This window comes from Leucobacter triazinivorans (assembly GCF_004208635.1).
In the GTDB taxonomy this organism is placed as follows: Bacteria; Actinomycetota; Actinomycetes; order Actinomycetales; family Microbacteriaceae; genus Leucobacter; species Leucobacter triazinivorans.
The window spans coordinates 1,645,631-1,670,077 of sequence record NZ_CP035806.1; the positions used below are offsets into that span (position 1 = coordinate 1,645,631).

Below are 24,447 nucleotides of genomic sequence, written 5' to 3' on the forward strand. Positions count from 1 at the left end.
CGCGGAGCGCGGGAGGGGGCGCGGGACCGGGCGCGGGACCGGGCGCGGGACCTCGTGGGCGTCTGCGGCTCAGCCGCCCCAGAGCACTCCGAAGAGCGCGCCGGCCGCGATCGTCGACGCCGCGAGCACCAGGGTGGGCACGAAGAAGGAGTGATCCACCAGTTTCGAGCCGAGTCGCGTGCTCCCGGAGGTGTCGAAGTTCGCGGCCGCGATCTGCGAGCCGTTGGTCGGCAGCAGATAGATCCCGGCGAACGCGCCGGCCCACATGCCGGAGAGCAGCCCGAGCGGGATCCCCGCGGCGAGGCCGATCGGCACGATCGTGCGCGTCGCGGTGGACTGGCTGGTGGTGAGCACGCACACCAGGAACACGCCGAGCGCGAAGATCCACGGCACGGCCGCGACGAGACTGCCGACGCCGTCGGCGATCACCTCGGTGTGCGCGGCGAGGAAGGTGTCGGTCAGCCACGCCAGCCCGAAGAGCGCGATGGCCGAGACCATGCCGGCGCGGAAGACGGTCATGGTCGGGATCTCGGCGACCTTGGGCCGCGACACGAGCAGGATCACCGTGCCCGCGACGAACATCACGATCTCGATGATCGGCGTCATGGAGATCGGATCCCCCGCCGCGTCGAGCGGGCGGATCCCCGTGAACAGTCCGAAGGCAACGATCACGGCGACTCCGGTCAGGAAGATCAGCGCGGCGTTGCGGCCGGATGAGGTGACGGTCACCTGCGCCTGCACCTGCTGCGCGTCGGCCTGGGGCGCCGGGATCTCGCCCGAGGCGATCTTCGCCTGGATGTCCGGATCATCGGCGATGTCCTTGCCCAGCCGGTTGACCACGAAACTCGAGACCACGATCCCGACGACGGCAGCGGGGATCGTGACCTTGAGGATGTCGATGAGCTCGAAGTTCCACGGCGCGGTGTCGGTGAGCGTGACCATCGCCGCCATCGCCGCCGAGACCGGGCTGCAGGCGAGCGCGACGCCCGTCGCCACGACCGACAACGACAGCGGGCGCGACGGACGGATGCCGTTGCGGTACGAGAGATCCTGGATCACGGGGAGGAGGGGGTAGAGGATGTTGGAGGTGCCGGCGCCCACCGAGAAGACGAACGAGACCAGCGGTGCGACGAGCGTGATCTGCTTGGGATTGCGGGCGATCAGCTTCGCTGCGATCGACACCATCCAGTCGATGCCGCCCGCGGCCTGCATCATCGACGACGCCAGCACGACCGCCAGCACGATGAGCAGGGCATCGACGGGCGGGGATCCCGGCGGCAGGCGGAAGACGAAGACCAGGATCGCCACACCGGTACCGCCCCACAGTCCCAGCGCGACGCCGCTCGAGCGCGTGCCCATCACGATGCAGCCGAGCACGACGAGCAGCTGCGTCACGAACAGAACGGTCTCCATGTCGCCCCCACCTCCGAACCACCGTGGTCCCTGAGGCATAGCGTAGCGGCGGGCGAACGGCGAGGCGAGCGGTCTCACGCTCGCCCGCGCATCGGCCGCGAACCCCTCGGCGGGGCCTCGCAAGAGGCGGAGAACCCGCGCGTTTCTCGCAGAATCGCCGCGTTCTCCGCCACTCGGACATCGAATCGCGCCGGCGAACGGTATCCCCGTGGGCATTGCCGCGCGGAGTCCGCCCTCGATATGCCAATATGATGGAATCATCATTTCGCAATGTCGCCGATTCATGAGGCCGACCGGAAGGAGCGCGCATGCACCTCGGAGACGCGCAACGCCCCCTCTACGAGATCAAGGCCAACCTCTTCAAGGGTCTCGCCCACCCGTACCGCATCCGAATCCTCGAGATCCTGAGCGCCCACGGCGAGACCTCGGTGTCGGAGCTGATCGCGGAGACCGGCCTCGAGTCGTCGCATGTCTCGCAGCACCTCGCCGTGCTGCGGCGCCACCGGCTCGTGCGCTCGGAGCGCCGCGCGAGCATCGTCTACTACCGGCTCGCGTTCCCGGAGGTCGCCGAGCTCCTGCACGTCGCTCGGCGCCTGCTGCTGGGGCTGCTGACCGACGACCAGGCGCATGGCGCGGCGGCCGCCGCGCTTCCGGCGATCGCCGGGCCGGGAGGCGCGGAACCCGCCACATGATCCGATCCGCGCGCTCCGGATTGCGCAGCCTGCTGCCCGAGGCCGACGACTACCGCGCCCTGCGCTCGAGTTGGCGTGCCGACCTCATCGCGGGTCTGACGGTCGGAATCGTCGCGCTGCCGCTCGCCCTGGCCTTCGGCGTGACCTCGGGTGCGGGGGCCGAGGCCGGGATCATCACCGCGATCGTCGCCGGCCTGGTCGCCGCGGTCTTCGGCGGCTCGAACGTGCAGGTCTCGGGCCCGACCGGCGCCATGGTCGTGGTGCTCGCACCGATCATCGCCAGCCACGGGGTCGGCGCGGTCGCGCTCGTCAGCGTCCTCGCGGGGATCATCGTGCTGGCCGCCGGGGTGCTGCGGCTCGGGCGCGCGGTGAGCTACATCCCCTGGCCGGTGATCGAGGGCTTCACCGCGGGGATCGGCGTCATCATCTTCCTGCAGCAGGTGCCGGCAGCCGTCGGCGCGCAGGGCGGAGCGCACTCGTCGAACGCGGTCGCGGCCGCGTGGGAGGCGCTGGCGCAGGCCGAATGGCCGCAGGCGCTCCTGCCGCTCGGGGCGGTGGCCGCGGTCGCCGCCATCATGCTGCTCGGACGGTTCGCCCCCGCACTGCCGGCGTCGTTCATCGCGATCGCTGCGGTCGCGGTGATCTCGGCCTTGTGCGGGCTGCCCCTGAGCACCATCGGCGAACTGCCCCGCACCCTGCCCGCGCCGTCGCTGCCCGCGCTCGATGCCGCCGTGGTCACGAGCCTCATCGGCCCCGCATTCGCGGTCGCCGCCCTCGCCGCGATCGAGTCGCTGCTGTCGGCGCGGGTGGCCGCCACGCTCGCCGACACCGGGCACGTCAACGCCGATCGCGAGCTCTTCGGGCAGGGGCTCGCGTCGGTCGCCGCCGGTCTCTTCGGCGGAATGCCGGCGACCGGGGCCATCGCCCGCACCGCCGTCAACGTGCGCAGCGGGGCGAGGACCCGCCTGGCCGCAGCCGCCCACGCGATCGTCCTGCTGCTCGTGGTGCTCGTGGCGGCCGACGTGGTCTCCGTGATCCCGATCGCCGCACTCTCCGGAGTGCTGATGATGACCGCCGCGCGGATGGTGTCGCCCGCCACCGCACTTCGCGTGCTGCGATCCGGGCGTTCGGGCGCGACGGTCTTCGTCGTCACGTTGGCCGTGACCGTCGCCTTCGATCTCATCGTGGCGGTCGGGATCGGCCTCGCCGCGGCCGCCTTCTTCGCGCTGCGCTCGCTCAGCCGCATGAGCGGAGCGCACCGGGATCCGCTGCCGGGCGATCCTCAGCCGGGTGACGAGCGCATTGCGCTGTTCCACATCGAAGGCTCCCTGTTCTTCGGGGCCGCGGACCGACTCGTGGACGCGATCTCCAGCGCCCCGGATGTCGAGGTCGTGATCCTGCGCCTCTCCGGACTCCAGCTCGTCGACGCGACCGGCGCCCACGCGCTCGCCGAGCTGGTGTCGGCTCTCGAGCGGCGCGGGGCGACCGTGCTGATCAAGGGCGTGCGGCCCGAGCACCGGGCGCTGCTCGAACGGCTCGGGGTCATCGCGTCGCTGCGGCACCCGAATCATCTCTTCGCCGAGCTCGACGCCGCCCTGGCGCACGCCAGGGCGCACGTGCGCCGCGCGGCCGCGGGGCGCATCGATTGAGTTCCACCCGGGCGAGGCCGCACCCCGCGCGGCTCCCCCTGCGCCCCGCCGCGCGCCCTCCCCGCCGCTGCCCCCAAGTGGGAGTCTCGTTGTGCCGCTTCCTGCGCGGGGAAGCGGCACAACGAGACTCCCACTTCCACGGGTCGGGGCGCGCGCGGCGCGGAGGGCGCGCGGCGCGGAGGGCGCGCGGCGCTGCGAGTGTGACGCCGCCTTACCGACGGGCTCGCGCGGGGTCGGCGCCCGGGAGAGCATGGGGGCATGACGGACCGCGACGACTGCACCGACCCGGGTGGCGTGCCTTTCACCGAGCTCGATCCCGCCCTGCTGCGCACGCGGCGCACCAGCCTCAAGTGGACTCGCTACCCCGCCGATGTGCTGCCGCTCTTCGTCGCCGAGATGGACTTCGCCGTGGCCCCGGTCGTGCAGCAGGCGCTGATCGACCGCGTGCTCGCGTCCGACACGGGGTACCTCGACGGTCCGGGCCCGCTCGCGCCCGCCTTCGCCGACTTCGCGAGGGATCGCTGGGCGTGGGAGGTGCCGCACGACCACGTGCACCTCGCCACCGACGTTGCGACGGGCATCGTCGAGTCGCTCCGGCTGTTCCGGCCGGCGGGCGGGCGCATCGCGCTGCCGACGCCGGTCTACCCGAGCTTCTTCGAGATGCTCGACGAGGTGCCGTTCGAGGTGGTCGAGGTCCCGCTGGAGCACACCCCCGGATCGGCGCCGCGCGCGCATGAGACGCCCGAGGCGCAACTCGACCTCGCCGCGATCGAGCGTCTCTTCGCCGACGACCCCGGCATCGACGCCTTCCTGCTGTGCAGCCCCCACAACCCGCACGGGCTCATCCATCCCCCCGATCAGCTCGCCGCGCTCGCCCGCCTCGCGGCCCGGTACGACGTGTTCGTCGTCTCCGACGAGATCCACGCCCCACTCACTCATGCCGGCCGGAGCTTCACCCCGTTCGCCCCGCTCGCGGCGGCGGCGGGGGCGCTCTCGGTGACGACCACCTCCGCGAGCAAGGGCTGGAATCTTGCCGGCACGAAGTGCTCGATGATCGTGGCGGCGGACGAGCGCGCGAACGACGTGCTCCGGCGCCTGCCGCCGGAGGTGGCCTGTCGCTCGAGCATTCTCGGGCTGCACGCCGGCGTCGCCGCCTTCGCCGAGGGGCGCGACTGGCTCGACGGTGCGATCGCGCAGGTGGAGGAGAACGATCGGCTGCTCGCCGACCTGATCCGGGATCGCCTCCCCGGAGTGCGGCGCACCCGCCTCGGGGCCGGGTACCTGTCCTGGCTCGATCTCCGCGAGGCCGGACTCGGCGACCATCCCGGCCGCCGGATCCTGACCGAGGCGCGCGTCGCGCTGAGCGACGGCGCCGCCTTCGGCGCGGGCGGATCCGGGCATGCACGGCTCAACCTCGCCTGCGCCCCCGACACCATCCGCGAGGCCGTCGAGCGGATCGCGCGCATCCTTCCCGGGGAGGCGCGCGCATGACCGGCGCCGCTCAGCCCGTCTACGACTGGGACGGCTTCGGGTTCGAGACCCGCCAGGTGCACGCGGGCGAGTACCCCGACAAGAACCACGGGCTCCGGGTGCCGCCGATCGCGCTGTCTGCGGGGTACCTCTTCGAGGACTTCGACGATCAGGTGAGCCGGTTCGACGGCAGCATCCACTGGAAGGCGGAGGAGCATCCGGGTCGCGAGGACCCAGCCGGGTTCTCCCCGAGCGAACGAGCGGCGATCTACTCCCGCCAGGGCAACCCCTCCAACTGGGTCGCCGAGGAGCGGCTCGCCTCGCTCGAGGGCGGTGTGGTCTCGGTGGCGGTATCGAGCGGCCAGGCCGCCATCTCGGCAGCGCTGTTCGCACTCGCGCAGCAGGGCGACCACATCGTCTCCACGGCCTCGATCTACGGCGGCACGCGCATCCTCTTTGGCCGCAGCTTCAAGCGATTCGGGATCGAGTTCGACTTCGTGTGGGATGCCGACGACGACGCCGAGTGGGAGCGCGCGATCCGCCCGAACACGAAGGCGATCTACACCGAGACCATTCCGAACCCCTGCAACGACGTCACCGACCTGCGCCGCATCGCGGAGGTGGCCGCCCGCTACAACCTGCCGCTCGTCGTCGACAACACGGTCGGCACGCCGGCGCTGATCCGCCCCTTCGAGCACGGCGCGAACATCGTGGTGCACTCGGCGACCAAGTTCCTCACGGGGCACGGCGCGGCCGTGGGCGGCGCCATCGTCGATGGCGGCAACTTCGACTGGGAGGCCGCCGAACGCGCCGGTCGATCCTTCCCCCTGATCACCCGGTCGAGCCGCCCCGGGGTGGCCTCGATGCTCGACCGCTTCGGCACCGGGGCCTACGCGCGCGCGACGCGCGAGTCCGTCGTCAACGACATCGGGCCGACCCTGTCACCGCTGCACGGCTTCCTCCTGCACCAGGGCATGGAGACGCTCTCGCTGCGCATGGAGCGCCACGTCGCCTCCTCGCAGCGGATCGCGGCCTGGCTCGAGCAGCAGCCCGAGGTCGAATCCGTCGACTACGCCGGGCTCCCCTCGCATCCGCTCCACGAGCTCGCACTGCGCGACTACGGAACCGCCCCCGGCACCTCAGGCGCCCCCGGCGGGCAGAGCGGCATCGCGCGCACCGGCTCGGTGTTCGGCGTGACCGTGCGCGGGGGGATCGCGGGCGCGCGCGCCTGCGTCGACGGACTCCGCGTGTTCTCCCGCATGACCGGCATCGGCGACACCCGCTCGATGGTGCTGCACCCGCTCACCTCGACGCACGGCACCTTCGCGCCCGAGATCACCGAGCGGCTCGGGATCACGCCCGGCCTGCTGCGCCTCTCGGTCGGCCTCGAGTCGGCCGACGACCTGATCCGGGATCTGCGCGGTGCGCTGGATCGGGTCGCCGCGGTGTCCTAGCGCAGCGCCTGCCGCGCCGCCTCGACGGCCTCCGGGCTCGCGGCGTACTGGTGCTCCGCGGTGGGGAACGCGCCCGACCGCACGTCGTCGGCGTAGGCCGTGACCGCAGCCACCATGTCCTCGCCGATCGCCGCATAGCGCTTCACGAACTTGGCCGCCCGCCCCTCGGTGATGCCGAGCAGATCGTGCAGCACGAGCACCTGACCGTGCCCGGACCCCGCCCCGATGCCGATGATCGGGATCCGCAGCACCTCTTTCAGCAGCTCGGTGATCTCGGCGGGCACCGCCTCGACGACCACGCAGAACGCTCCTGCCTCCTGTACGCCGACCGCCTCCTCGACCACGCGCACCGCGCTCTCGATGGTGCGCCCCTGCGCGCGAAGGCCGCCGAGCGCGGTCGCCGTCTGCGGGGTGAGCCCGACGTGCCCCACCACGGGCACGCCCGCGGACACGATCGCCCGGATCCGGTCCAAGCGATCCTCGTTGCCGCCCTCGAGCTTGACCGCGTCGGCGCCCGCCTCCTTCGCGAAGCGCACCGCCGTCTCGACGGCCTGCGCGTCCGACGCCTCGGTCGAGCCGAAGGGCACGTCGCACACGAGCAGGGCCGACTCGGTGCCCCTCCGCGCAGCGCCGGCGAGCACGAGCATCTCGTCGGTGGTCACGGCGACCGTGGATGCATGCCCCAGCACGACCTGCGCACCCGAATCGCCCACGAGCACCATGTCGACCCCCGCACGATCCGCGGCGCGAGCCCCGGGGTAGTCATAGGCGGTCACCATCACGATCGGCTCGCCGGCGGCGCGCTTCTCGTTCAGCATCGGAATCGTCATCCGCGGCATGTCATTCCTCCTCATCGGGGTGGGCCGGGTTCGCGCGCTGCAGGATCGCGTTGTCGATCAACCGCACCTCGCCGGCGCGGGCGGCGATCGCGAGCAGTGCGGTCGTGTCGACGCGGTGCACGGTCTCGAGCGTCTCCGGGTGCACGATCGCGACGTACTCCACGGCGAGCCCGGCAGCGGCGAGCGTCGCCTCGGCGCGCCGCACGAGGCGGCCCGCGTCGCGCTCCCCGGATCCCACCGCGTCGATCGCCGCCTCGAGGGCCTGCGGGATCGCGAGGGCTCGGCTCCGCGTCTCGGCGCTCAGCCGCACGTTGCGACTCGAGCGGGCGAGACCGTCGGGATCCCGCGACGTGGGGCACGCGACGATGCGGGTCGGAATGCCGAGGTCGGCGACCATTCGGCGCACCACGAGCAGCTGCTGCGCGTCCTTGAGACCGAAGTAGGCCGAGTCGGGAAGCGCTGCGAGCAGCAGCTTCGAGACGACCGTCGCGACGCCGTCGAAGTGCGCGGCCCCGCGAGCGGCCCCCTCGAGCGTTTCGGCGAGCGCACCCGACACGCGCACGGTGGTGGCGAAGCCGCTCGGGTACATCTCCGCGGGCTCGGGGGCGAAGATCAGATCGACCCCCGCGCCGGCGGCGAGCGCGGCGTCGCGCTCCTCCTGTCGCGGATAGGCGGCGAGGTCGGCGGCCTCGTCGAACTGCGTCGGGTTGACGAAGATGGTGAGCACGACCGTGTCGTTCTCGGCGCGAGCCGCGCGCACGAGCGAGAGATGCCCCTCGTGCAGCGCCCCCATGGTCGGCACCATGCCGACGCGGCGGGGCGCCGCGTCGGCAGACGAGGCCCCGGCGCCGGATCCCGCGGATCCCGATCCCGCCGACCCGGATCCCGATCCCGTCGCGCCGGATCCCGCCGCGCCGGATCCCGCCGCTCCCGCTCCCCGCGCCTCGGCCAGCGCCGCACGCAGCTCCGCGATCGTGCGCACGATTCTCATGACCCGTTCCTCTCGACTCGCTCTGCGCGCCCGTCCGCCGCGCGCCCGTCCGCCGCGAGCTCGCGCGCCGCCGCGGCGAGCGCGTCGAACAGCTCGAGCCGGCCGGGCAGCCGCTCCGCGACCGCGGCCCGCTGCGCCGCCACCGTGGCCTCGTCGCCGCGCGCGATCGGCCCCGTCAGCGCGGCGGCCGCTCCGAGCTCAGCCCAGTTGCGCAGCGCGGCCCGCGCGAGCGGAGCGAGGGCGCCGCGAGGCACGCCCGCGCTCGCCGCCAGCTGCTCGGCGAATCCCTCGAGCACCACGAGATAGTTCGCGGCCGCCGAGGCCGCCGCGTGATAGGCGGCGCGATCCTCGTCGGCCACGCGGAAGGTCTCCATCTGCAGCGCCCGGGCCAGCCGCAGGGCGACCTCGAGCGAGTCGGCATCCGAGCCGTCGACGGCTGCGAAGGAGCCGGCGAACGGCGCTCCGGCGCCCGTCGCGGTGAGCAGCGGGTGCAGGCTGAAGACCCGCTCGTGCGGTCGCAGCGCGCCGAGGCCGGTCGCGCCCGACAGGTGCCCCACGAAGCGCCCTGGCCGGATCCGCTGCGCGGCCTCCGCGATCGCCGCGTCCGGCACGGCGAGCAGCACGACGTCGGCGTCGGTTCCCGCGGCGCCCCGCCCGCCGGCCGGCAGCAGCTCCTCCCCGGCGTCGCGCAGCGCACGCGCGAGGGCGGTGCCCATGCGGCCACTGCCGACGATCTGCGTGCGCATGACGGTTACAGCTCCAGACCGTACAGATTGGGCTCGGGCGCCAGAATCACCCCGAACTCCTGCTGCACCCGCTGCACGACGAGGCGGGCGAGCTCGGCCACGTCAGCCGCGGACGCTGCGCCGCGGTTGGTGATCGCGAGCGTGTGCTTGGACGAGATCGCCGCGCCCGAGCCGGGCAGCCGGAAGCCTCGTCCGATCCCGGCGTGCTCGATGAGCCACGCGGCCGAGAGCTTCACCATGCACTCGGGGGCGGGCCGCGGCACGCGCAACGGCACTCCCGCCGCGAGCTCCTCGAAGCTGGTGACGGCCGGCGGCGGCTCATCGGCTCCGAGCGGGAATCGCGGCGCGTGCTCGGGCAGCTGGCGGGCGAAATGCTCGGTGACGATGGGGTTCGTGAAGAACGATCCGGCGCTCCAGGTGTCGTGATCCTCGGGATCGAGCACCATGCCCTTCGACGCCCGCAGACGCAGCACCGCCTCGCGCAGTCGCCGCAGCGGCACGCGGTCGCCGGTCTCGACGCCGAGCGCCCCCGCGAGCTGCGCGTAGCGGATCGGGGCCGAGAGCGGCAGATCCTCCGCGCTCGCATCGGCGGCCCCACCACCGGCACCGGCACCGGCACCGGCACCGGCACCGGATCCTCCGCCCGTTCCGCTGTCGCCGAGCAGCAGATCGATCGAGAGCACCACCCCCTCGAGCCCGCGCTTGATCGCCGAGTCGCGGTACCCCAGCTGCAGCTCGCCGGCCGCCATGCGGCGCACCTCGCCGGTGCCCCGGTCGAGAAACTCGATCGAGTGCAGCACGTCCGAGAGCTCCTGGCCATACGCGCCGATGTTCTGCACCGGGGCCGCCCCGGCCAGGCCCGGGATCCCGGAGAGCGCCTCGATGCCCGACCAGCCCCTGTCGACGCAGGCGGCCACCAGGTGATCCCAGTCGTGCCCGGCCTGCACCCGCAGATGCACTGCTCCCGCGGACGCGGCGCCCGGGTCGTCGACGCGGGCGATCCCCGTGCTGCGCACCAGCAGCACGGTCCCCGGGAAACCCTCGTCGCTGACGATCGTGTTGGATCCACCGCCGAGCAGCAGCCACGGATCCCCCGTGTCCCAGAGCTCATTCGCCCGGCGCGCCAGCTCGTGCGAGTCGTGCGCGACGAGTATGCGCTCGGCCGGACCGCCGACGCGCATCGTCGTGAGCTCGGCGAGCGGCGTGGAGTCGCCGACCGGCTCGGGTGCGATCTCCGGAATCGTCACTCGAACGCCACCGCGAGCTGCGCCTTGCCCAGCACGGTCGCGCCGTCGAAGACGACCTTGAGGTCGAGGCGGGCGGTGCGCAGAGTCGCGTCGATCGCCCCGACGGTCGCGGTCACCGTGATCACGGCGCCCGCATCGGCGTCGACCGGCACCGGCCGGGTGAAGCGGGACTGGTAGTCGACCACGCGGCCCGCGGCGCCCAGCCAGTCGGTGACCACGGAGCCCGCGGCGCCCATGGTGAACATGCCGTGGGCGAGCACGCCGGGCAGCCCGACCGAGAGGGCGACGTCGTCGCGGTAGTGGATGGGGTTGAAGTCGCCCGAGGCGCCCGCGTAGCGCACGAGCCGGTCGCGGGTGGCGAGCAGCTCGCGCTCGGCGACGACCTCGCCGACCGACAGCTCTGCGAAGACGGGGGTGCTCATGCCTGTTCCTCCTCTGCCGCGCGGACCACGAGCGTCGAGATGGCCGTGACGACGTGCGCGCCGTCGGCATCGACGATCTCGCTCGAGGCCGTGACCATGGAGTGGCCGCCGAGCTGCTTCACGGCGGCGATGGTGAGCGTCGCCGTGAGTTCGTCGCCCGCGACAATGGGGCGCGTGTAGGTGAAGCGCTGATCCCCGTGCACGACGCGCGAGAAGTCGACGCCGGCCGCCTCATCGGCGAGCAGCTGGGCCAGCGTGGCCTCCTGCACCACGACCGCGAAGGTCGGGGGTGCGACGACGTCGGCGTAGCCGGCCGCACGGGCGGCCTCGGGGTCGAGGTGGAGCGGCGACGTGCTCAGCACGGCGCGGGCGAACTCGCGCACCTTCTCACGGCCGACGAGGTACGGGGCGGTCGGCGGGTACACCCGCCCTTGGATCTCTGGATTCACCACACGGCGAGTCTACCGCGGGCGCCGGCTCCGGGCCCCGGGCGACCGTGCGGGCCTCGCGCGCCACCGCGGGCCTCGCGCGCCACCGCGGGCCTCGCGCGCCACTGCGGGCCTCGCGCGCCACCGCGCACCCCACCGGTGTATGCCGATCGGCAACGATCCGGGAGAAGGTTTGTAGCCGATATCCAAGGCTCGCCTCCGTCCCTGGAATAGGCTGTCATCCATGTCGCGCATTCGTAAAGTGCTCATCGCCAACCGCGGCGAGATCGCCGTCCGCATCATCCGAGCCGCCGCAGACAGCGGCATCGCCTCCGTGGCGGTCTACGCAGATCAGGATCGCGACGCCATGCACGCGCAGCTCGCCGACGAGGCCTACGCCCTCCACGGCACCACGAGCGCCGACACCTACCTCGTCATCGACAAGATCCTGGGCGTCGCCCGCCGTTCGGGCGCCGACGCCGTGCACCCCGGCTACGGCTTCCTCGCCGAGAACGCCGAGTTCGCCCGCGCCGTCATCGCCGCGGGCCTCGTCTGGATCGGCCCGGGCCCCGAGGCCATCGAGCGCCTGGGCGACAAGGTCTCGGCCCGCCACGTCGCCGAGAAGGTCGGCGCACCCCTCGCGGCCGGCACGAGCGACCCGGTCGCCGGCGCAGACGAGGTGCTCGCTTTCGCCGACGAGGTCGGCCTGCCCATCGCCATCAAGGCGGCGTTCGGCGGCGGCGGCCGCGGCCTCAAGGTCGCCTACGAGCGCGACGAGGTGGCCGAGCTCTTCGAATCGGCGACGCGCGAGGCCGTCGCGGCGTTCGGCCGCGGCGAGTGCTTCGTCGAGAAGTACCTCGAGAAACCGCGCCACGTCGAGACCCAGTGCCTCGCCGACCAGCACGGCAACGTCGTCGTGGTCTCGACGCGCGACTGCTCGCTGCAGCGCCGCCACCAGAAGCTCGTCGAGGAGGCACCGGCGCCGTTCCTCACCGATGAGCAGAACGAGAAGCTCACCTCCGCATCGAAGGCCATCCTCAAGGAGGTCGGCTACGTGGGCGCCGGCACCTGCGAGTTCCTCGTCGCGAAGGACGGCACGGTCTCGTTCCTCGAGGTGAACACCCGCCTGCAGGTCGAGCACCCGGTCTCCGAGGAGGTCACCGGCATCGATCTGGTGCGCGAGCAGTTCCGCATCGCCGAGGGCGGCGCGATCGACTATCCGGATCCCGTGCCGCACGGCCACTCCTTCGAGTTCCGCCTCAACGGCGAGGATCCCGGCAACGGCTTCCTCCCCGCCCCCGGCCCGGTGACCCTGTTCAAGCCCGCCGCGGGCCCGGGAGTGCGCGTCGACACCGGCGTCGCCACCGGCGACGTGGTCTCGGGAGCCTTCGACTCGATGCTCGGCAAGCTCATCGTCACGGGCGCGACTCGTGAAGAAGCGCTCCAGCGGGCGCGCCGGGCGCTCGACGAGTTCGAGATCCAGGGCCTGCCGACGGTGCTGCCGTTCCACCGCAAGATCGTGCGGGATCCCGCCTTCACCGCGCCCGACGGGCGATTCGGCGTCTACACGCTCTGGATCGAGAGCGAGTTCGCGAACGACATCGAGCCGTGGGAGGGCGAGATGCCCGTGATCGCGCAGGATCCGAAGCGGCGCAGCGTGGTCGTCGAGGTGTCCGGTCGACGCGTCGAGGTCACCATGCCCGCCACGCTCCTGCCCCTCGTCGACCAGGAGGTGACCCGCGGCCCGGCCCCCAAGCGGGCGAAGGGCGCGGGAGTCGCGACGGCGACCGGCGACGCCGTGGCCGCTCCGATGCAGGCGACCGTCGTGAAGGTGGCCGTCGAAGAGGGGCAGCAGGTCGCGGAGGGCGACCTGGTCGTGGTGCTCGAGGCGATGAAGATGGAGCAGTCGATCTACGCGCACCGCAGCGGCACCATCACGGGCATCGACGCACCGATCGGGCAGACCGTGTCGAACGGGCATCTGCTGCTCAGCATCGTCGAGTCCGACTGATCGCTGCGGCGACGCGGCCCCGGGCCGCTCAGAACACCCAGTCGGCCCCGGCGGCGACCGGCCACGACCACGCGGTGGCCGCTCGCGCCAGCGTCTCCGGCTGCCGGGCGGTGACGAGTCCGGCCTGTGCGAGCGCGGCCAACGAGACGCTCCCGAGATGGACGGCGCCCAGCTCGCGGATGTCGAGCACCAGGTCGGGCTCGGCCTCGCTCCGCGACACCTCAGCGGCCCCGTGGGCCTCGGCGCGCAGCCGCCAGCGGCCCGCGTTCCGCGGCAGCAGCGCGTCGGTCACCTCGATCACCACGTCGACCGGCGCGGCGTAGCGCCGTTCCACGAGCGCGCGGGGCAGGTCGAGGATTCTGATCCACTGCAGGTCGTTGGTCACCGGCATCGCAGCGCGGGCGTCGACGAGCAGCGACAGAATCGGAGCGTCGAGCGGCATCGGCCCGGTCTCGACGCGGGCCATGAGGTCGAGGTCGAGCAGCACCGACCACAGGCGGTGCGCCGCAGCGGGATCGAGCGCCACCGCGTCGCGCACGTGCACCGACCCGTCGGCGGTGTTGCGGCTCCACGCGGACTTGCGGCGGAAGCGCGCGTAGCCGCGCGCCGCGCCATCGGCGTCGCGCACCACGAGCAGGCGCAGCGCCTCCTGCCCCCGGTGCAGCTCGGGCGGATCCTGATCCGCCGCGCGACGCAGCTCCGGAGTCTCCCAGCTCGCCCACCCGGGACGCCCGATCCCCTGCGGCACGCGCGCGTAGTCGCGGTGCAACGCTGCGATCAGGTCGCCGTGGCGCTCGGGATCCCACTCCGCGAGCTCGATCCCGAGTCGATCGGCGCCGGGGACCGGCCGCAGCTCGGCGCCCCGCGGTATCGTCAGCGAGACCTGCTCGGCCGCCATGCCGTACCCGAACCTGCCGTAGATGGCCGCCTCGGCCGCGTTGAGCCCGGAGACGGCCTCGCCGCGTTCCAGGCAGTCGGCGAAGTGGTGGGCGATCATCTCGCGCAGGATCCCGCGACGCCGATGCCCGGGGTGCACGCCGACCCAGGTGAGCCAGCCGCAGGCCGTCTCGGCGCCGGGCACCGGGAACGCGCGCAGCGAATAGGCGCCGTACATCGCCGCGAGCTCACCATCGTGCGCCCGTTCGTGCTCCACGGCCCACGCGCGCCCCCACGGGATCGCGTGCTCTACGGAGAGCAGCTCGGCGATGGGGATCTCCGTCGGGAAGGCCCATGCGTCGAGCCTCAGCACCTGCGCGAGACGTCGGCGATCGTCGAGGCGGGCGAAACGGTATCCATCTGCGAGCGTCATCCCTCCAGTATCCCGAATAGGAAAAGTTACAGCTGTGTCACAATTCCTGAACGAGCACACATCTGTCGCGCAACGCGAGGCGTAAAATACATTCAGCCTGAGCATTAATTCGATATTTGGACAAGGAAGTCACATAATGACACAACCGGTCGCCGTCAGCTCCGCCCGAGAACGCCGCAAAGTGGTCGCGGCCTCGGTGATCGGCACCACCATCGAGTGGTACGACTTCTTCATCTACGCATTCGCCGCCAACCTCGTGCTCGCGAAGCTCTTCTTCGAGCCTGCCGGCGAGGGCATGATGCAGATCCTCTCGCTGCTCACCATCGGCCTCTCTTTCCTCTTCCGCCCGCTGGGCGCCTTCCTCGCCGGCCACTTCGGCGACAAGCTCGGGCGCCAGCCGATGCTCGTCATCACCCTCCTCCTCATGGGCGTCGCGACCGTCGGCATCGGCCTGCTGCCCACCTACGACGCGATCGGCCTGGCCGCACCCGTCATCCTGATCCTGCTCCGCATCCTGCAGGGCCTGTCGGCCGGCGGCGAGTGGGGCGGCGCGGTGCTCATGTCGGTCGAGCACGCGCCGAAGGGCAAGCGCGGCCTCTTCGGCATCTTCCCGCAGCTCGGCGTGCCCTTCGGCATGCTGCTCGCCTCGGCGATGCTCGCGCTCATGCGCGTCATCGCGCCGGGAGAGGCGTTCGAGGAGTGGGGCTGGCGCGTGCCGTTCCTCTTCTCGGTCGTGCTCATCGTCGTGGGGTTCATCATCCGCAAGACGGTCGACGAGTCGCCCGTCTTCAGCGAGATCAAGGAGACCCGTCAACAGGAGTCGGCTCCCATCGTGCAGGTGTTCAAGATGCACCTGCCGCTCGTCATCCTCAGCGCGCTGCTCTTCGCCGGCAACAACGCCGTGGGCTACATGCTCACCGGCGGCTACGTGCAGGGCCTCGCGTCGCGCCCCGAGGATCAGGGCGGCCTGGGTTACGATCCCGTGCAGGTGCAGCTCGCCGTGCTCGCCTCGGCCGTCGTCTGGGCGATCTTCACCTTCCTCTCCGGGCCGCTCTCGGACCGCTACGGCCGCAAGCCGATCATGAACCTCGGCTGGATCGTGCAGGCGCTCGGTGTCATCCCGCTCTTCCAGTTCGTCTTCAACGGAGGCGTCGGCGGCGTGCTCCTCGGCACCTCGCTGCTCGCCGTGGGCCTCGGCCTCACCTACGGACCGGCCGCGGTGTGGTTCGCCGAGACCTTCCCCGCCTCGGTACGCTACTCGGGCATCTCGATCAGCTACGCGCTCGGCGGCGTCATCGGCGGCGCCTTCGCACCCACGATCGCGCAGATCCTGCTGCAGTCGTTCGGCTCCACCTGGGCGATCGTGGTGTACCTGCTCTTCATGACCTCGCTCGGCCTGCTCGCCAGCCTGCTGCTGAAGGATCGCTCCAACATCCCGCTCGACCTCGAGTTCGAGCGCAGCGGGGAGTGGAAGAGCTGGACCCCCGCCCGCGGCGACGCGTAGGCCGCGCGCCAGTTGTTGTCACCTCAACCCACGTGAGGTGACAACAACTGGCGCGCGAAGCTGCTGAGCAGCGGTGGGGCGGAGCAGGGCGGGGATCCTGCTGCGGGGCGGGGATCAGGCCGCACCCGGCCGCAGCGGCGAGTGCTGCTGCACCCAGGCGTACATCGCCACGGCCGCCGCGGCGCTCGCGTTGATGGAGCGGGTGGATCCGTACTGCGTGATCTCCACCACGGCCTCCGCCGCGGCGATCGCCTCGGCGGTGAGCCCCGGGCCCTCCTGCCCGAACAGCATCACGCAGCGCTCGGGCCAGTCGAAGGTCTCCATGGGCACGCAGCCGGGCACGTTGTCGATCGCGATGATCGGGATCCCCTCGCCCCGCGCCCACTCCACAAGCGCCCCGATACCCGAGCGGTGCTCGACATGCTGGTAGCGATCAGTGACCATGGCGCCGCGCTTGTTCCAGCGACGGCGGCCCACGATGTGCACGGTGTCGGCGGCGAAGGCGTTGGCGCTGCGCACGATCGAGCCGATGTTCATGTCGTGCTGCCAGTTCTCGATGGCCACGTGGAACGGGTGCCGGTGCTCGTCGAGGTCGGCCACGATGGCCTCCATGCGCCAGTACCGGTAGCGGTCGACCACGTTGCGGGTGTCGCCGTGCTCGAGCAGCTCGGGATCGTAGCGGTCCTCGCTCGGCCACGCGTCGCGCCCGCCGGGCCACGGACCGACCCCGGCCGTCGTGCGCTCGGGGTGCGACGCCGGAGCCGACTCGGGTGCGGACGGGGGCGCGGGATCCGGAAGCTCGCTCACCCGCTCATTCTCGCAGCTCCGCGCAGCCCGAGCGCCCCGGAATCGGCACCGCATGACGGCCGGTAGACTGTCCGGGTGACTGAGCGTGTATTGATCAAGGATCTGGCCGCCCGCGAAGACGGCCCCGTGCGTGTTTCCGGCTGGGTCGAGAAGGTGCGCGACCAGCGCTACGTGCAGTTCGTCGTGCTCCGCGACGAATCGGGAGCGGTGCAGCTCGTCAACGGCGGCGTGCTGCGCGAGCCGGATCCCGAGAACCCGCGCTCCGACATCCTCGTGCCCCGCACGCAGACGATCTCCGAGCTCACCCACGGCACCTTCGTCACCGTCGAGGGCGAACTGCAGCACAACGAGCGCGTCAAGCTCGGCGGGGTGGAGATCCAGATCGACACGATCGAGGTCGTCACCCGGGCCCTGCCCGACAACCCGATCGCAGCCGACAGCGGCATCGACGTGCGCCTCGACTGGCGCTTCCTCGACCTGCGCCGGCCCGAGCAGAACCTCGTCTTCCGCGTGCAGACCACCTTCCTGCACGCACTCCGCAACGTGTGGGTGGAGCGCGGCTTCATCGAGATCCAGACCCCCAAGCTCATGGCGTCGGCCTCCGAGTCGCGCGCCGAGCTCTTTGAGGTCGAGTACTTCGAGGGCCAGGCGTTCCTTGCGCAGAGCCCGCAGTTCTTCAAGCAGATGGCCCAGGCGGCCGGGTTCGGCGGCATCTTCGAGGTGGGTCCGGCATTCCGCGCCGATCCCTCGTTCACCTCGCGCCACGCCACCGAGTTCACGTCGATCGACACCGAGATCAGCTGGATCGACTCGCACGAGGACGTCATGGAGCTGCACGAGGAGCTCATCGTCGCCGGCCTCTCCGCGGTCAAGGAGCAGCACGGCGAGGAGATCCAGAAGCTCTTCGGCGTCGATCTCGAGGTGCCGACCCGGCCCTTCCCGCGCATCCCGCTCGCCGAGGCGAAGGAGATCGTGAAGGCCGAGGGCTACGAGGTACCGCGCGCCGACGCCGACATGGACCCGGAGGGCGAGCGCCGCATCGCCGCGCACGCGAAGAAGAAGTACGGCAGCGACTTCGTGTTCCTGACGGACTACGACGCGTCGATCCGCCCGTTCTACCACATGCGCGACGCCGAGAACCCGCAGCTCACCAAGAGCTACGACCTCATCTACCGCGGCACCGAGATCTCGACCGGCGCCCAGCGCGAGCATCGCATCGAGGTGCTCGAAGCGCAGGCCGTCGAGAAGGGGATGGACCCCGCGGAGCTGTCGTTCTACCTCGACTTCTTCCGCTACGGCGTGCCCCCGCACGGCGGCTTCGGCATGGGTCTGAACCGTGTGCTGATGCTCATGCTGCAGCAGTCGTCGATCCGCGAGGTCACCTACCTCTTCCGCGGACCGAACCGCCTGCTGCCGTAGACCCGGCGCACGATCACCGATGGCGCCGCTCCTGCGCGGGAGCGGCGCCATCGGTGTCTGCGAACCCAGCGGCCGCGCCGGCCGTTGACTGGTTCCGCCGATCCGCTGCGCCGGCTACTGCAGCGCCCCGCCGATCCGCTGCGCCACCACCAGGGTGTCGTCGAGCGTCGTCGGCTCACCGTCGGGGCCGGTCGCCTCGCGCGTGCGCACCTCGGCCGTCACGGCCCATCGCTCGGGATCGAGACCGAGCAGGGCCACCTCGCTCTCGGGGCTCGGGAACGGTCCGGGGTGTCCCTCCGCCCACGGCGGCGGGGCCGCGTGCGAGATCACGACGAGCCGCCCTCCCGGCGCCACCCTCTCGGCGGCCGCGCGCAGGATGCGCTCGCGCGGCAGCTCGACCGGCGACTGCAGGAAGCTCGCGGTCACCAGGTCGAAGGGCCCGGCGGCGTCGGCCGCGCGGTGCGGATCCTCGATCCACCGCCCCAGATCGGCGGCGACGAAGCGCGCCTCACTCCCGCCCCGCGCCGCGGCCTCGCGGGCTCGGGCGATCGCGGTCTCGGAGAGGTCGATGCCGGTCGCGCGCCACCCGCGCTCGGCGAGCCAGAGCACATCGCCGCCCTCGCCGCAGCCGAGGTCGAGCGCATCGCCGGGCGGCCAGTGCTCGACCGCAGCGGCGAGCGTCCGATTCACCCGCCCCGACCAGACGGGCCCGGCCCCGGCGTAGCGGCGCTCCCAGAAGGCGGTCGGATCCTCATCGGCATCGACCCGTGCGTGCCCGTGGCCGCCGTTCGGCTGTTCCCCGTGCGTGTGACCGCCGTGCCCGGGGTCTGGCGCGCTCACGAGGACGCCCCCGCTACGCGCTGCGCCCGCTCGGGCTCGAGGCCTCGATCCTGCGCGGCGAGTGCGAAGTCGTCCGCGGCGAGGGCGAAGTCCTCCTCGACGAGCGCGAAGTTCGCGGCCGCTCCCGCGAGCGCGCCGGCCCCCATCGCCGCCGGCACGGTTGCCGCGGGCGCGACGACGTTGCCCGCCGCCCAGACGCGCGGGTGGCTGGTGCGCCCGGTGCCGTCGACGTCGAGGAAGTCGCCGAACGGCGTGTCCGCCCGGCGCAGCTCGAGCGCGCCGAGGAAGGCGTCGTGCGGCACCATCCGGCTCGCGGTGAACACCGCGTCGACGGCGAACTCGCGGCCGCCCTCGGTGCGCATCGCGGTGACGCGGGATCCGTCGCCCACGATCTCGGCGACGGGATCCGGTTCGATCACCACGCCGCGGGAGACGAGCGTGCGCTCGGTGTCGGCGTCGAGACCGCCCAACCCCGCGCTGAACACCACGAGGTCGTCGCTCCACTGCCGCAGCAGCTTCGCCTGGTGCAGGCCGAGCGGCGAGGTGGTGAGCACCGCGAGCCGCTGCCCGCGCACCTCCCAGCCATGGCAGTACGGGCAGTGCAGCACGCCGCTGCCCCAGTGCTCGGCGAGACCCGGGATCGGCGGCAGCGCATCGCGCAGGCCCGTGGCGACGACGAGCGCGCGGGCCTCGACCGCCTCGCCGCCGTCGAGCTCGATCCGCACGGTGCGCGGCGATCCCGCGCCCCCGGATGCGTCCTCGGCCGCGGCCTCGTCGCGCACCGCGCGCACGGATCCCTCGCGGAACTCGACGCCGTAGGCCGTTGCCTCGGCTCGGCCGCGGGCGACGAGCTCGGCGGGCGGCGTGCCGTCGTGCCCGAGCACGTTGTGCATGTGCGCGGCGAAGCGGTTGCGCGGCTGCCCGGAATCGATCACGAGGGTGCGGCGCAGCGAGCGGCCGAGCGCCTGCGCCGCGCTCAGTCCGGCAGCGCCGCCGCCGATCACGACGGCGTCCCAGAGCGTTCGGGTGTGGTCTTGCGAGTTCGTCATGCGCCCATGCTCGGCCGATTGTGCAACAATTGCAAGACAGCTTGCTGAATTGGCAAGCTGAGTGGGGTGACCGAGAGGAGCCGGGTATGGACGAGCTGCAGCGCCTGGGGCCGCGCCTGCGGGCCGCGCGCCAGGATCGCGGGTGGACGCTCGACGAGCTGGCCGGCCGCGCGGGCATGTCGGTGAGCACGCTCTCGCGCCTCGAGTCGGGCAAGCGGCAGGCGAGCCTGGAGCTGCTGCTGCCGCTCACCCGCCAGCTCGGCGTGCGCATCGACGATCTGCTCGAGACGCCGGATCCCGATCCGCGCGTGCGCCGCAGCGCGATCCGGCGCGACGGCATGACGATCGCCCCGCTCACCCGCGAGGAGTCCGAGGTGCGCGCCTTCAAGATCACCTACCTCCCCGGGGCCCCGGAGCGGGAGCTGCAGGTGCACGAGGGCCACGAGTGGCTCTACGTGCTCTCGGGGCGGCTGCAGCTCGCGCTCGGGGAACAGGAGATGGTACTCACGCGCGGCGAGGCCGCCGAGTTCGACACCACCACGCCGCACCGCATGCGCGCCGTGGGCAGCAGGCCGGCCGAGGTGGTCAGCATCTTCAACAGCGTCGGCGAGCGCCTGCACCTGCACAGCCCGGAGTAGGGGCGCGGCGGGCCGGAGCGGGGGGCGAGGCGGACCGGAGCGGGGGGCGAGGCGGACCGGAGCGGGGGCGAGGCGGGGGCGAGGCGCGGGACGTGGCGGGGGGATCGGGGACGCATACGGTCGGCACCGCGACCGGACAAGACCCCTGAGCGTCCCCGATGTCACGGTCCGCTCGCGCCCCAGCACCCGAGCCCCCGAGCGCTTCCCGGCTCAGCCCTCCATGGCGCGGGCCCACTCCCGCACGCGCGCCGCGCTCTCCTCCTCCGAGAGGTCCTCGACCCGGGTCATCACCGACCAGCGCACGCCGAACGGGTCGCGGATGCTCGCGTAGCGGTCCCCCGAGACGAAGTCGGCGGGCGCCTCGCGCACCGTCGCGCCCGCCGCCACTGCCCGCTCGACCGCGGCGTCGACGTCGGGCACGTAGATCCCCATGGAGTAGCAGTCGTCCTCGCCCGCGGGCGGGGCCACCAGGTGGAAGTCGGGCACCGGCTCGCCGAGCTGCAGGTGGCCCGCACCGAAGTCGAGCTCGGCATGAACCACCGCCCCGCCCATCTCGGTCACGTCGACGACGCGCGCGCCGAACACGTCGCGGTAGAAGCCGATGGCCGCGCGAGCACCCGCGATCGCGAGGAACGGGGTGAGGCTGGTGGATCCGTGCGGCCTGCCGTCGGTGGTGTGCGCGCCGTTCGCGGCGCGGGTCTCGTGAGCGTTCATGCCTCCAGCGTAGGATCGGCCTCGCAGCGCCGCTTGGAGATCCGCGCCATGTTCATCTCCCCCGGAGTGCCGGGGCCGCGCGCGATTCGAGACCGAAGGAGACGACGTGGACGAGGACCGGAGAGGCATCCTCTACCCCCATCGACTTCCCGAGCTGCACCGCCTCGCCCCACCCCCACGACTCACCCACGCCGTGCGCTGGTTCTGGATCCCCGAGTGGGCGCTCCCGGCCGGCGAGGAGTCCCACCAGGAGCTCCTCCCGTTCCCCGCCTGCAATGTCGTCGTCGAAGCCTCGGGCGTCACCGCGGTGGGCCCGACCACTCGCGCCTCCGAGCGCGTGCTCACGGGGACGGGGTGGGCGGTCGGCGCACTGCTGCGCCCGGCCGCCGTGCCGGCGCTGGTGCCGGATCCCGCCGCGTGCCGCGACGGCGAGCGTGCGGTGCGGGATCCCGAGCTGCTTGCAGAGGTCACCAGCGCGATGACCCATCGGGCAGCGGCGGGATCGGTGCGCCGGAACCGGGCGGTGGCGGTGCTCTCGGCGTGGCTGCTCGAGCGGGTCCCCGACGCCGGCGCCGACGGTGCGCTCGCGAACGAGCTCGCCGAAGCGCTCGCCGATCCCGAGGTCACCCGCGTCGACCAGCTCCCGGCGATGCTCCACGCCTCGACCCGCACGCTGCAGCGTCTCGCCGAGCGGTTCTTCGGCCTCTCGCTGCACTCGATGATCCGGCGGCGCCGGCTGCAGGAGGGGGCGCTGCGCCTGCGCGAGGATGCGGGGCTCGGGATCGCCGCGCTCGCGAGCGAGCTCGGCTACGCCGATCACGCGCACTTCACTTCGGACTTCCGGGCGCTGCTCGGCGTGACCCCGAGCGCGTATCGCGCCCGCGCCCGCGCCCGCATCGACGACGGCGACGGCGACGGCGACGCTCCGGGCGGTTCGCGGGAGGCCGCGCCGCCGGACCGGGCCTGACGCGGGGCCCGGGGGCGCGGCGAGCAGCCCGGACCTCGCGGCCCGCCGCCCAGCCCGGCCCTCGCGGCCCGGCGCCCAACCCGACCCCCGGCGCCCAACCCGACCCCCGGCGCCCCCGGCGCGAAGTGGGAGTCGCTTTCTGCCGCTTCGCCGACGGGGATACGGCAGAACGCGACTCCCACTTCGGTTGGGGCAGCGCGGGAAGGGGATGGGCGGGCGCGGGACGCGCGCGGCGTACGCTCAGACCGTCGGCTCTCCCAGCGAGAGCATGAGCCGGTTGGCCCAGTTGAAGAACGCCCCCGCCTGGATCGCGTCGAGCACCTCGAGCTCGTCGAGGCCCGCGCCGCGCAACGCGGCGACCTCCTCGGCGCCGAAGCGCGCGGGCGTCGCGGTGAGCGCCACCGTGGCGTCGATGAGCGCGTCCCACCGCGAGCCGAAACGCGCGGTCACGCCCGCGTCGAGCAGCCGCTGCACCTCGGCGCGGTCGGCGCCCTGCTCGGTGGCGAAGCGCGAGTGCACCGAGGCGCAGAACACGCAGCCGTTGAAGCGCGACGCCGCGGCGGCGGCGAGCTCGCGCTCGGCGCGCGGCAGTCCGGCGTCGGTGTTGTGGAAGATGTCGAGATCGGTGAGGGTGCGCTCGCGCAGCGCATCGGGATCCCGCGCCAGCACCCGGAAGTAGGGCATGTGCACGCGCTCGCGCTCGATGAGGGCCGCGTAGTGGCGCTCGGTGAAGTCGGCCACGGGCAGGGGCTCGAGCCAGGGCTTCCACCCCAGCGAGTCCTGCGTGAAGCGCGGCGGCTCCGACACCCGCGGCGCGGGCGGCAGCTGCTCGGACGGGCCGACCGCGGCCGGTGCCGCGGCCGGTGCCGCGGCCGGTGCCGCCGCCGGTGCCTGCTCGGGATCCGCGCCGCCTGCGGCGAGCCGCGCCTCGGCGGCTCGTGCGACCTCGGCGGCGAGCGCGGACAGGTCTTCGACGGCGACCGGGGCGCCTCCCGCGGCGCGCCGCACGGCGTCGAGCCCGTGCACCACCCGCAGTTGGAACGCGAGGAACGCGACGAGCTGTGAGAGGGTCACCACGCCAGTGCTGCTCCAGCCCGCGTCGAGCAGCCGCTGCAGGTGCTCGCGCGCTGCGTCGCGCGGGTGCAGCACGAGCAGGTGGGCGTGCTCGAGGGCCGCGGCGAGCCGGTCGCCCAGCGCGTATGCCGCCTCGACGGACGCCACGGTGTAGACGGGGCCCTCGGTGCTCTCGATCGCGTTCTCGGCCCGGAACGCTCCGTATGGTCCGGATCCCGCTGCCCGCTCGGCCTCGGCCACGATCAGTGGTTCCACGCCCTCCCCGCCGCCGGTCTCGCGCAGCAGCGCACCGAAGAACGCGACGGCCGCCGGCTGCTCGTGGAGGCGCGCCACGAACAGCGCGACGGCCGCGCGCTCGGACAGCGAGACCTGCGCGTCGTCGACCGGAATGAAGAGCGCCTCGAAACTGCCCTGCGCATGGTCGCGCGCGTCGGGCCGCCGCCGCCTCGCGGTGTCGAGGGCGTCGCCCGCCGCGATCCCCGTGAACGCGTCGATGATGTCGGTCGGGAGAGCGGTGCCGTGGGTCATGAGGATTCCTGTTCTGCGTCTCGTTCTGCGTCGCGTTCTGCGTCGTGTTCTGCGTCTCGAAACCGAGGCACTTGCGCGAGACCGGTGGCTTCGGCGGTGATGATGCGCTCGGTGTGGCGCAATGGGCTCGGTTTCAGGGAAGTGGAGGTGGGGGCCGGGTGTGGGCGGGACGGGGGAAGGGACGGGGGAAGGGACGGGGGAAGGGACGGGGGTGGGTGGGGCGGGGAAAGGACGGA

General features: G+C 72.6%; 22 protein-coding genes. 9 read left to right on the forward strand and 13 right to left on the reverse strand.

What is annotated here, in order from left to right; all coding sequences use genetic code 11:
* Positions 1-69: 69 nt before the first annotated feature.
* A complete protein-coding gene (locus EVS81_RS07470) occupies positions 70-1,413 on the reverse strand; it encodes an anaerobic C4-dicarboxylate transporter (protein ID WP_130109820.1) in 1,344 nt (447 codons plus the stop codon).
* 308 nt (positions 1,414-1,721) lie between these two features.
* Here EVS81_RS07470 and EVS81_RS07475 point away from each other — a divergent pair, with 308 nt between their 5' ends.
* From EVS81_RS07475 to EVS81_RS07490, 4 genes are all read left to right on the forward strand, one after another.
* Positions 1,722-2,105, forward strand: a complete 384-nt coding sequence (locus EVS81_RS07475; RefSeq protein ID WP_130109821.1) for an ArsR/SmtB family transcription factor — start codon at positions 1,722-1,724, stop codon at positions 2,103-2,105.
* A complete protein-coding gene (locus tag EVS81_RS07480; protein ID WP_130109822.1) occupies positions 2,102-3,754 on the forward strand; it encodes a SulP family inorganic anion transporter in 1,653 nt (550 codons plus the stop codon). Before EVS81_RS07475 ends, EVS81_RS07480 begins: the two co-directional genes overlap by 4 nt.
* Positions 3,755-4,012: 258 nt before the next feature.
* Positions 4,013-5,245, forward strand: a complete 1,233-nt coding sequence (locus EVS81_RS07485; protein WP_130109823.1) for a MalY/PatB family protein — start codon at positions 4,013-4,015, stop codon at positions 5,243-5,245.
* Positions 5,242-6,678 (forward strand): O-acetylhomoserine aminocarboxypropyltransferase/cysteine synthase family protein, encoded by a 1,437-nt coding sequence (locus EVS81_RS07490; protein WP_130109824.1) that lies wholly within the window; start codon positions 5,242-5,244, stop codon positions 6,676-6,678. The genes EVS81_RS07485 and EVS81_RS07490 overlap by 4 nt, the downstream gene beginning before the upstream one ends.
* Here EVS81_RS07490 and panB read toward each other — a convergent pair.
* From panB to EVS81_RS07520, 6 genes are all read right to left on the reverse strand, one after another.
* Complete coding sequence (gene panB / locus EVS81_RS07495; protein WP_130109825.1) at positions 6,675-7,517, reverse strand: 3-methyl-2-oxobutanoate hydroxymethyltransferase; 843 nt, start codon at positions 7,515-7,517, stop codon at positions 6,675-6,677. The two genes, EVS81_RS07490 and panB, sit on opposite strands and share 4 nt — an antisense overlap.
* Position 7,518: 1 nt before the next feature.
* Positions 7,519-8,508: a pantoate--beta-alanine ligase gene (gene panC, locus EVS81_RS07500; protein ID WP_130109826.1), complete on the reverse strand. Its 990-nt coding sequence runs from the start codon at positions 8,506-8,508 to the stop codon at positions 7,519-7,521.
* Complete coding sequence (locus tag EVS81_RS07505; protein WP_130109827.1) at positions 8,505-9,254, reverse strand: DUF2520 domain-containing protein; 750 nt, start codon at positions 9,252-9,254, stop codon at positions 8,505-8,507. Before EVS81_RS07505 ends, panC begins: the two co-directional genes overlap by 4 nt.
* A gap of 5 nt (positions 9,255-9,259) precedes the next feature.
* Positions 9,260-10,435, reverse strand: coding sequence for an FAD-binding protein (locus EVS81_RS07510; protein ID WP_130111350.1), 1,176 nt, complete (start codon positions 10,433-10,435; stop codon positions 9,260-9,262).
* A gap of 62 nt (positions 10,436-10,497) precedes the next feature.
* Positions 10,498-10,923 carry a MaoC/PaaZ C-terminal domain-containing protein gene (locus tag EVS81_RS07515; protein WP_130109828.1) on the reverse strand — a complete coding sequence of 142 codons (426 nt, stop codon included), beginning with the start codon at positions 10,921-10,923 and terminating at the stop codon, positions 10,498-10,500.
* Positions 10,920-11,375, reverse strand: a complete 456-nt coding sequence (locus EVS81_RS07520; protein WP_130109829.1) for a MaoC family dehydratase N-terminal domain-containing protein — start codon at positions 11,373-11,375, stop codon at positions 10,920-10,922. Before EVS81_RS07520 ends, EVS81_RS07515 begins: the two co-directional genes overlap by 4 nt.
* Before the next feature lie 220 nt (positions 11,376-11,595).
* Between EVS81_RS07520 and EVS81_RS07525 the strand changes: the two genes are divergently transcribed.
* The gene (locus EVS81_RS07525) at positions 11,596-13,362 is read left to right on the forward strand and encodes an acetyl/propionyl/methylcrotonyl-CoA carboxylase subunit alpha (RefSeq protein WP_130109830.1); all 1,767 of its coding nucleotides are present in this window, start codon (positions 11,596-11,598) and stop codon (positions 13,360-13,362) included.
* A gap of 28 nt (positions 13,363-13,390) precedes the next feature.
* On the opposite strand, the gene EVS81_RS07530 is transcribed toward EVS81_RS07525, so the two are convergent.
* Positions 13,391-14,671: a GNAT family N-acetyltransferase gene (locus EVS81_RS07530; protein WP_130109831.1), complete on the reverse strand. Its 1,281-nt coding sequence runs from the start codon at positions 14,669-14,671 to the stop codon at positions 13,391-13,393.
* Between the two features lie 136 nt (positions 14,672-14,807).
* Here EVS81_RS07530 and EVS81_RS07535 point away from each other — a divergent pair, with 136 nt between their 5' ends.
* Positions 14,808-16,175 (forward strand): MFS transporter, encoded by a 1,368-nt coding sequence (locus EVS81_RS07535; protein ID WP_130109832.1) that lies wholly within the window; start codon positions 14,808-14,810, stop codon positions 16,173-16,175.
* A gap of 114 nt (positions 16,176-16,289) precedes the next feature.
* Here EVS81_RS07535 and EVS81_RS07540 read toward each other — a convergent pair whose 3' ends face one another.
* Positions 16,290-16,982 carry a TrmH family RNA methyltransferase gene (locus EVS81_RS07540; protein ID WP_240740034.1) on the reverse strand — a complete coding sequence of 231 codons (693 nt, stop codon included), beginning with the start codon at positions 16,980-16,982 and terminating at the stop codon, positions 16,290-16,292.
* Between the two features lie 75 nt (positions 16,983-17,057).
* On the opposite strand from EVS81_RS07540, the gene aspS reads away from it, so the two are divergent.
* Positions 17,058-18,401 (forward strand): aspartate--tRNA(Asn) ligase, encoded by a 1,344-nt coding sequence (aspS, locus tag EVS81_RS07545; protein ID WP_240740035.1) that lies wholly within the window; start codon positions 17,058-17,060, stop codon positions 18,399-18,401.
* A 114-nt stretch (positions 18,402-18,515) separates the two neighbouring features.
* Here aspS and EVS81_RS07550 read toward each other — a convergent pair whose 3' ends face one another.
* Together EVS81_RS07550 and EVS81_RS07555 are read right to left on the reverse strand one after the other, a co-directional pair.
* A complete protein-coding gene (locus EVS81_RS07550; protein WP_130109834.1) occupies positions 18,516-19,241 on the reverse strand; it encodes a class I SAM-dependent methyltransferase in 726 nt (241 codons plus the stop codon).
* Positions 19,238-20,290: an NAD(P)/FAD-dependent oxidoreductase gene (locus tag EVS81_RS07555; protein ID WP_130109835.1), complete on the reverse strand. Its 1,053-nt coding sequence runs from the start codon at positions 20,288-20,290 to the stop codon at positions 19,238-19,240. The genes EVS81_RS07550 and EVS81_RS07555 overlap by 4 nt, the downstream gene beginning before the upstream one ends.
* A gap of 86 nt (positions 20,291-20,376) precedes the next feature.
* On the opposite strand from EVS81_RS07555, the gene EVS81_RS07560 reads away from it, so the two are divergent.
* Positions 20,377-20,928 (forward strand): helix-turn-helix domain-containing protein, encoded by a 552-nt coding sequence (locus EVS81_RS07560; RefSeq protein ID WP_130109836.1) that lies wholly within the window; start codon positions 20,377-20,379, stop codon positions 20,926-20,928.
* A gap of 210 nt (positions 20,929-21,138) precedes the next feature.
* On the opposite strand, the gene EVS81_RS07565 is transcribed toward EVS81_RS07560, so the two are convergent.
* Positions 21,139-21,642, reverse strand: a complete 504-nt coding sequence (locus tag EVS81_RS07565) for a VOC family protein (protein WP_130109837.1) — start codon at positions 21,640-21,642, stop codon at positions 21,139-21,141.
* 106 nt (positions 21,643-21,748) lie between these two features.
* Here EVS81_RS07565 and EVS81_RS07570 point away from each other — a divergent pair, with 106 nt between their 5' ends.
* Entirely contained in the window at positions 21,749-22,609 is an 861-nt protein-coding gene (locus tag EVS81_RS07570) for an AraC family transcriptional regulator (protein ID WP_130109838.1), read from the forward strand.
* A 240-nt stretch (positions 22,610-22,849) separates the two neighbouring features.
* On the opposite strand, the gene EVS81_RS07575 is transcribed toward EVS81_RS07570, so the two are convergent.
* Entirely contained in the window at positions 22,850-24,211 is a 1,362-nt protein-coding gene (locus tag EVS81_RS07575) for an alkylhydroperoxidase domain protein (protein ID WP_130109839.1), read from the reverse strand.
* Positions 24,212-24,447 lie beyond the last annotated feature (236 nt).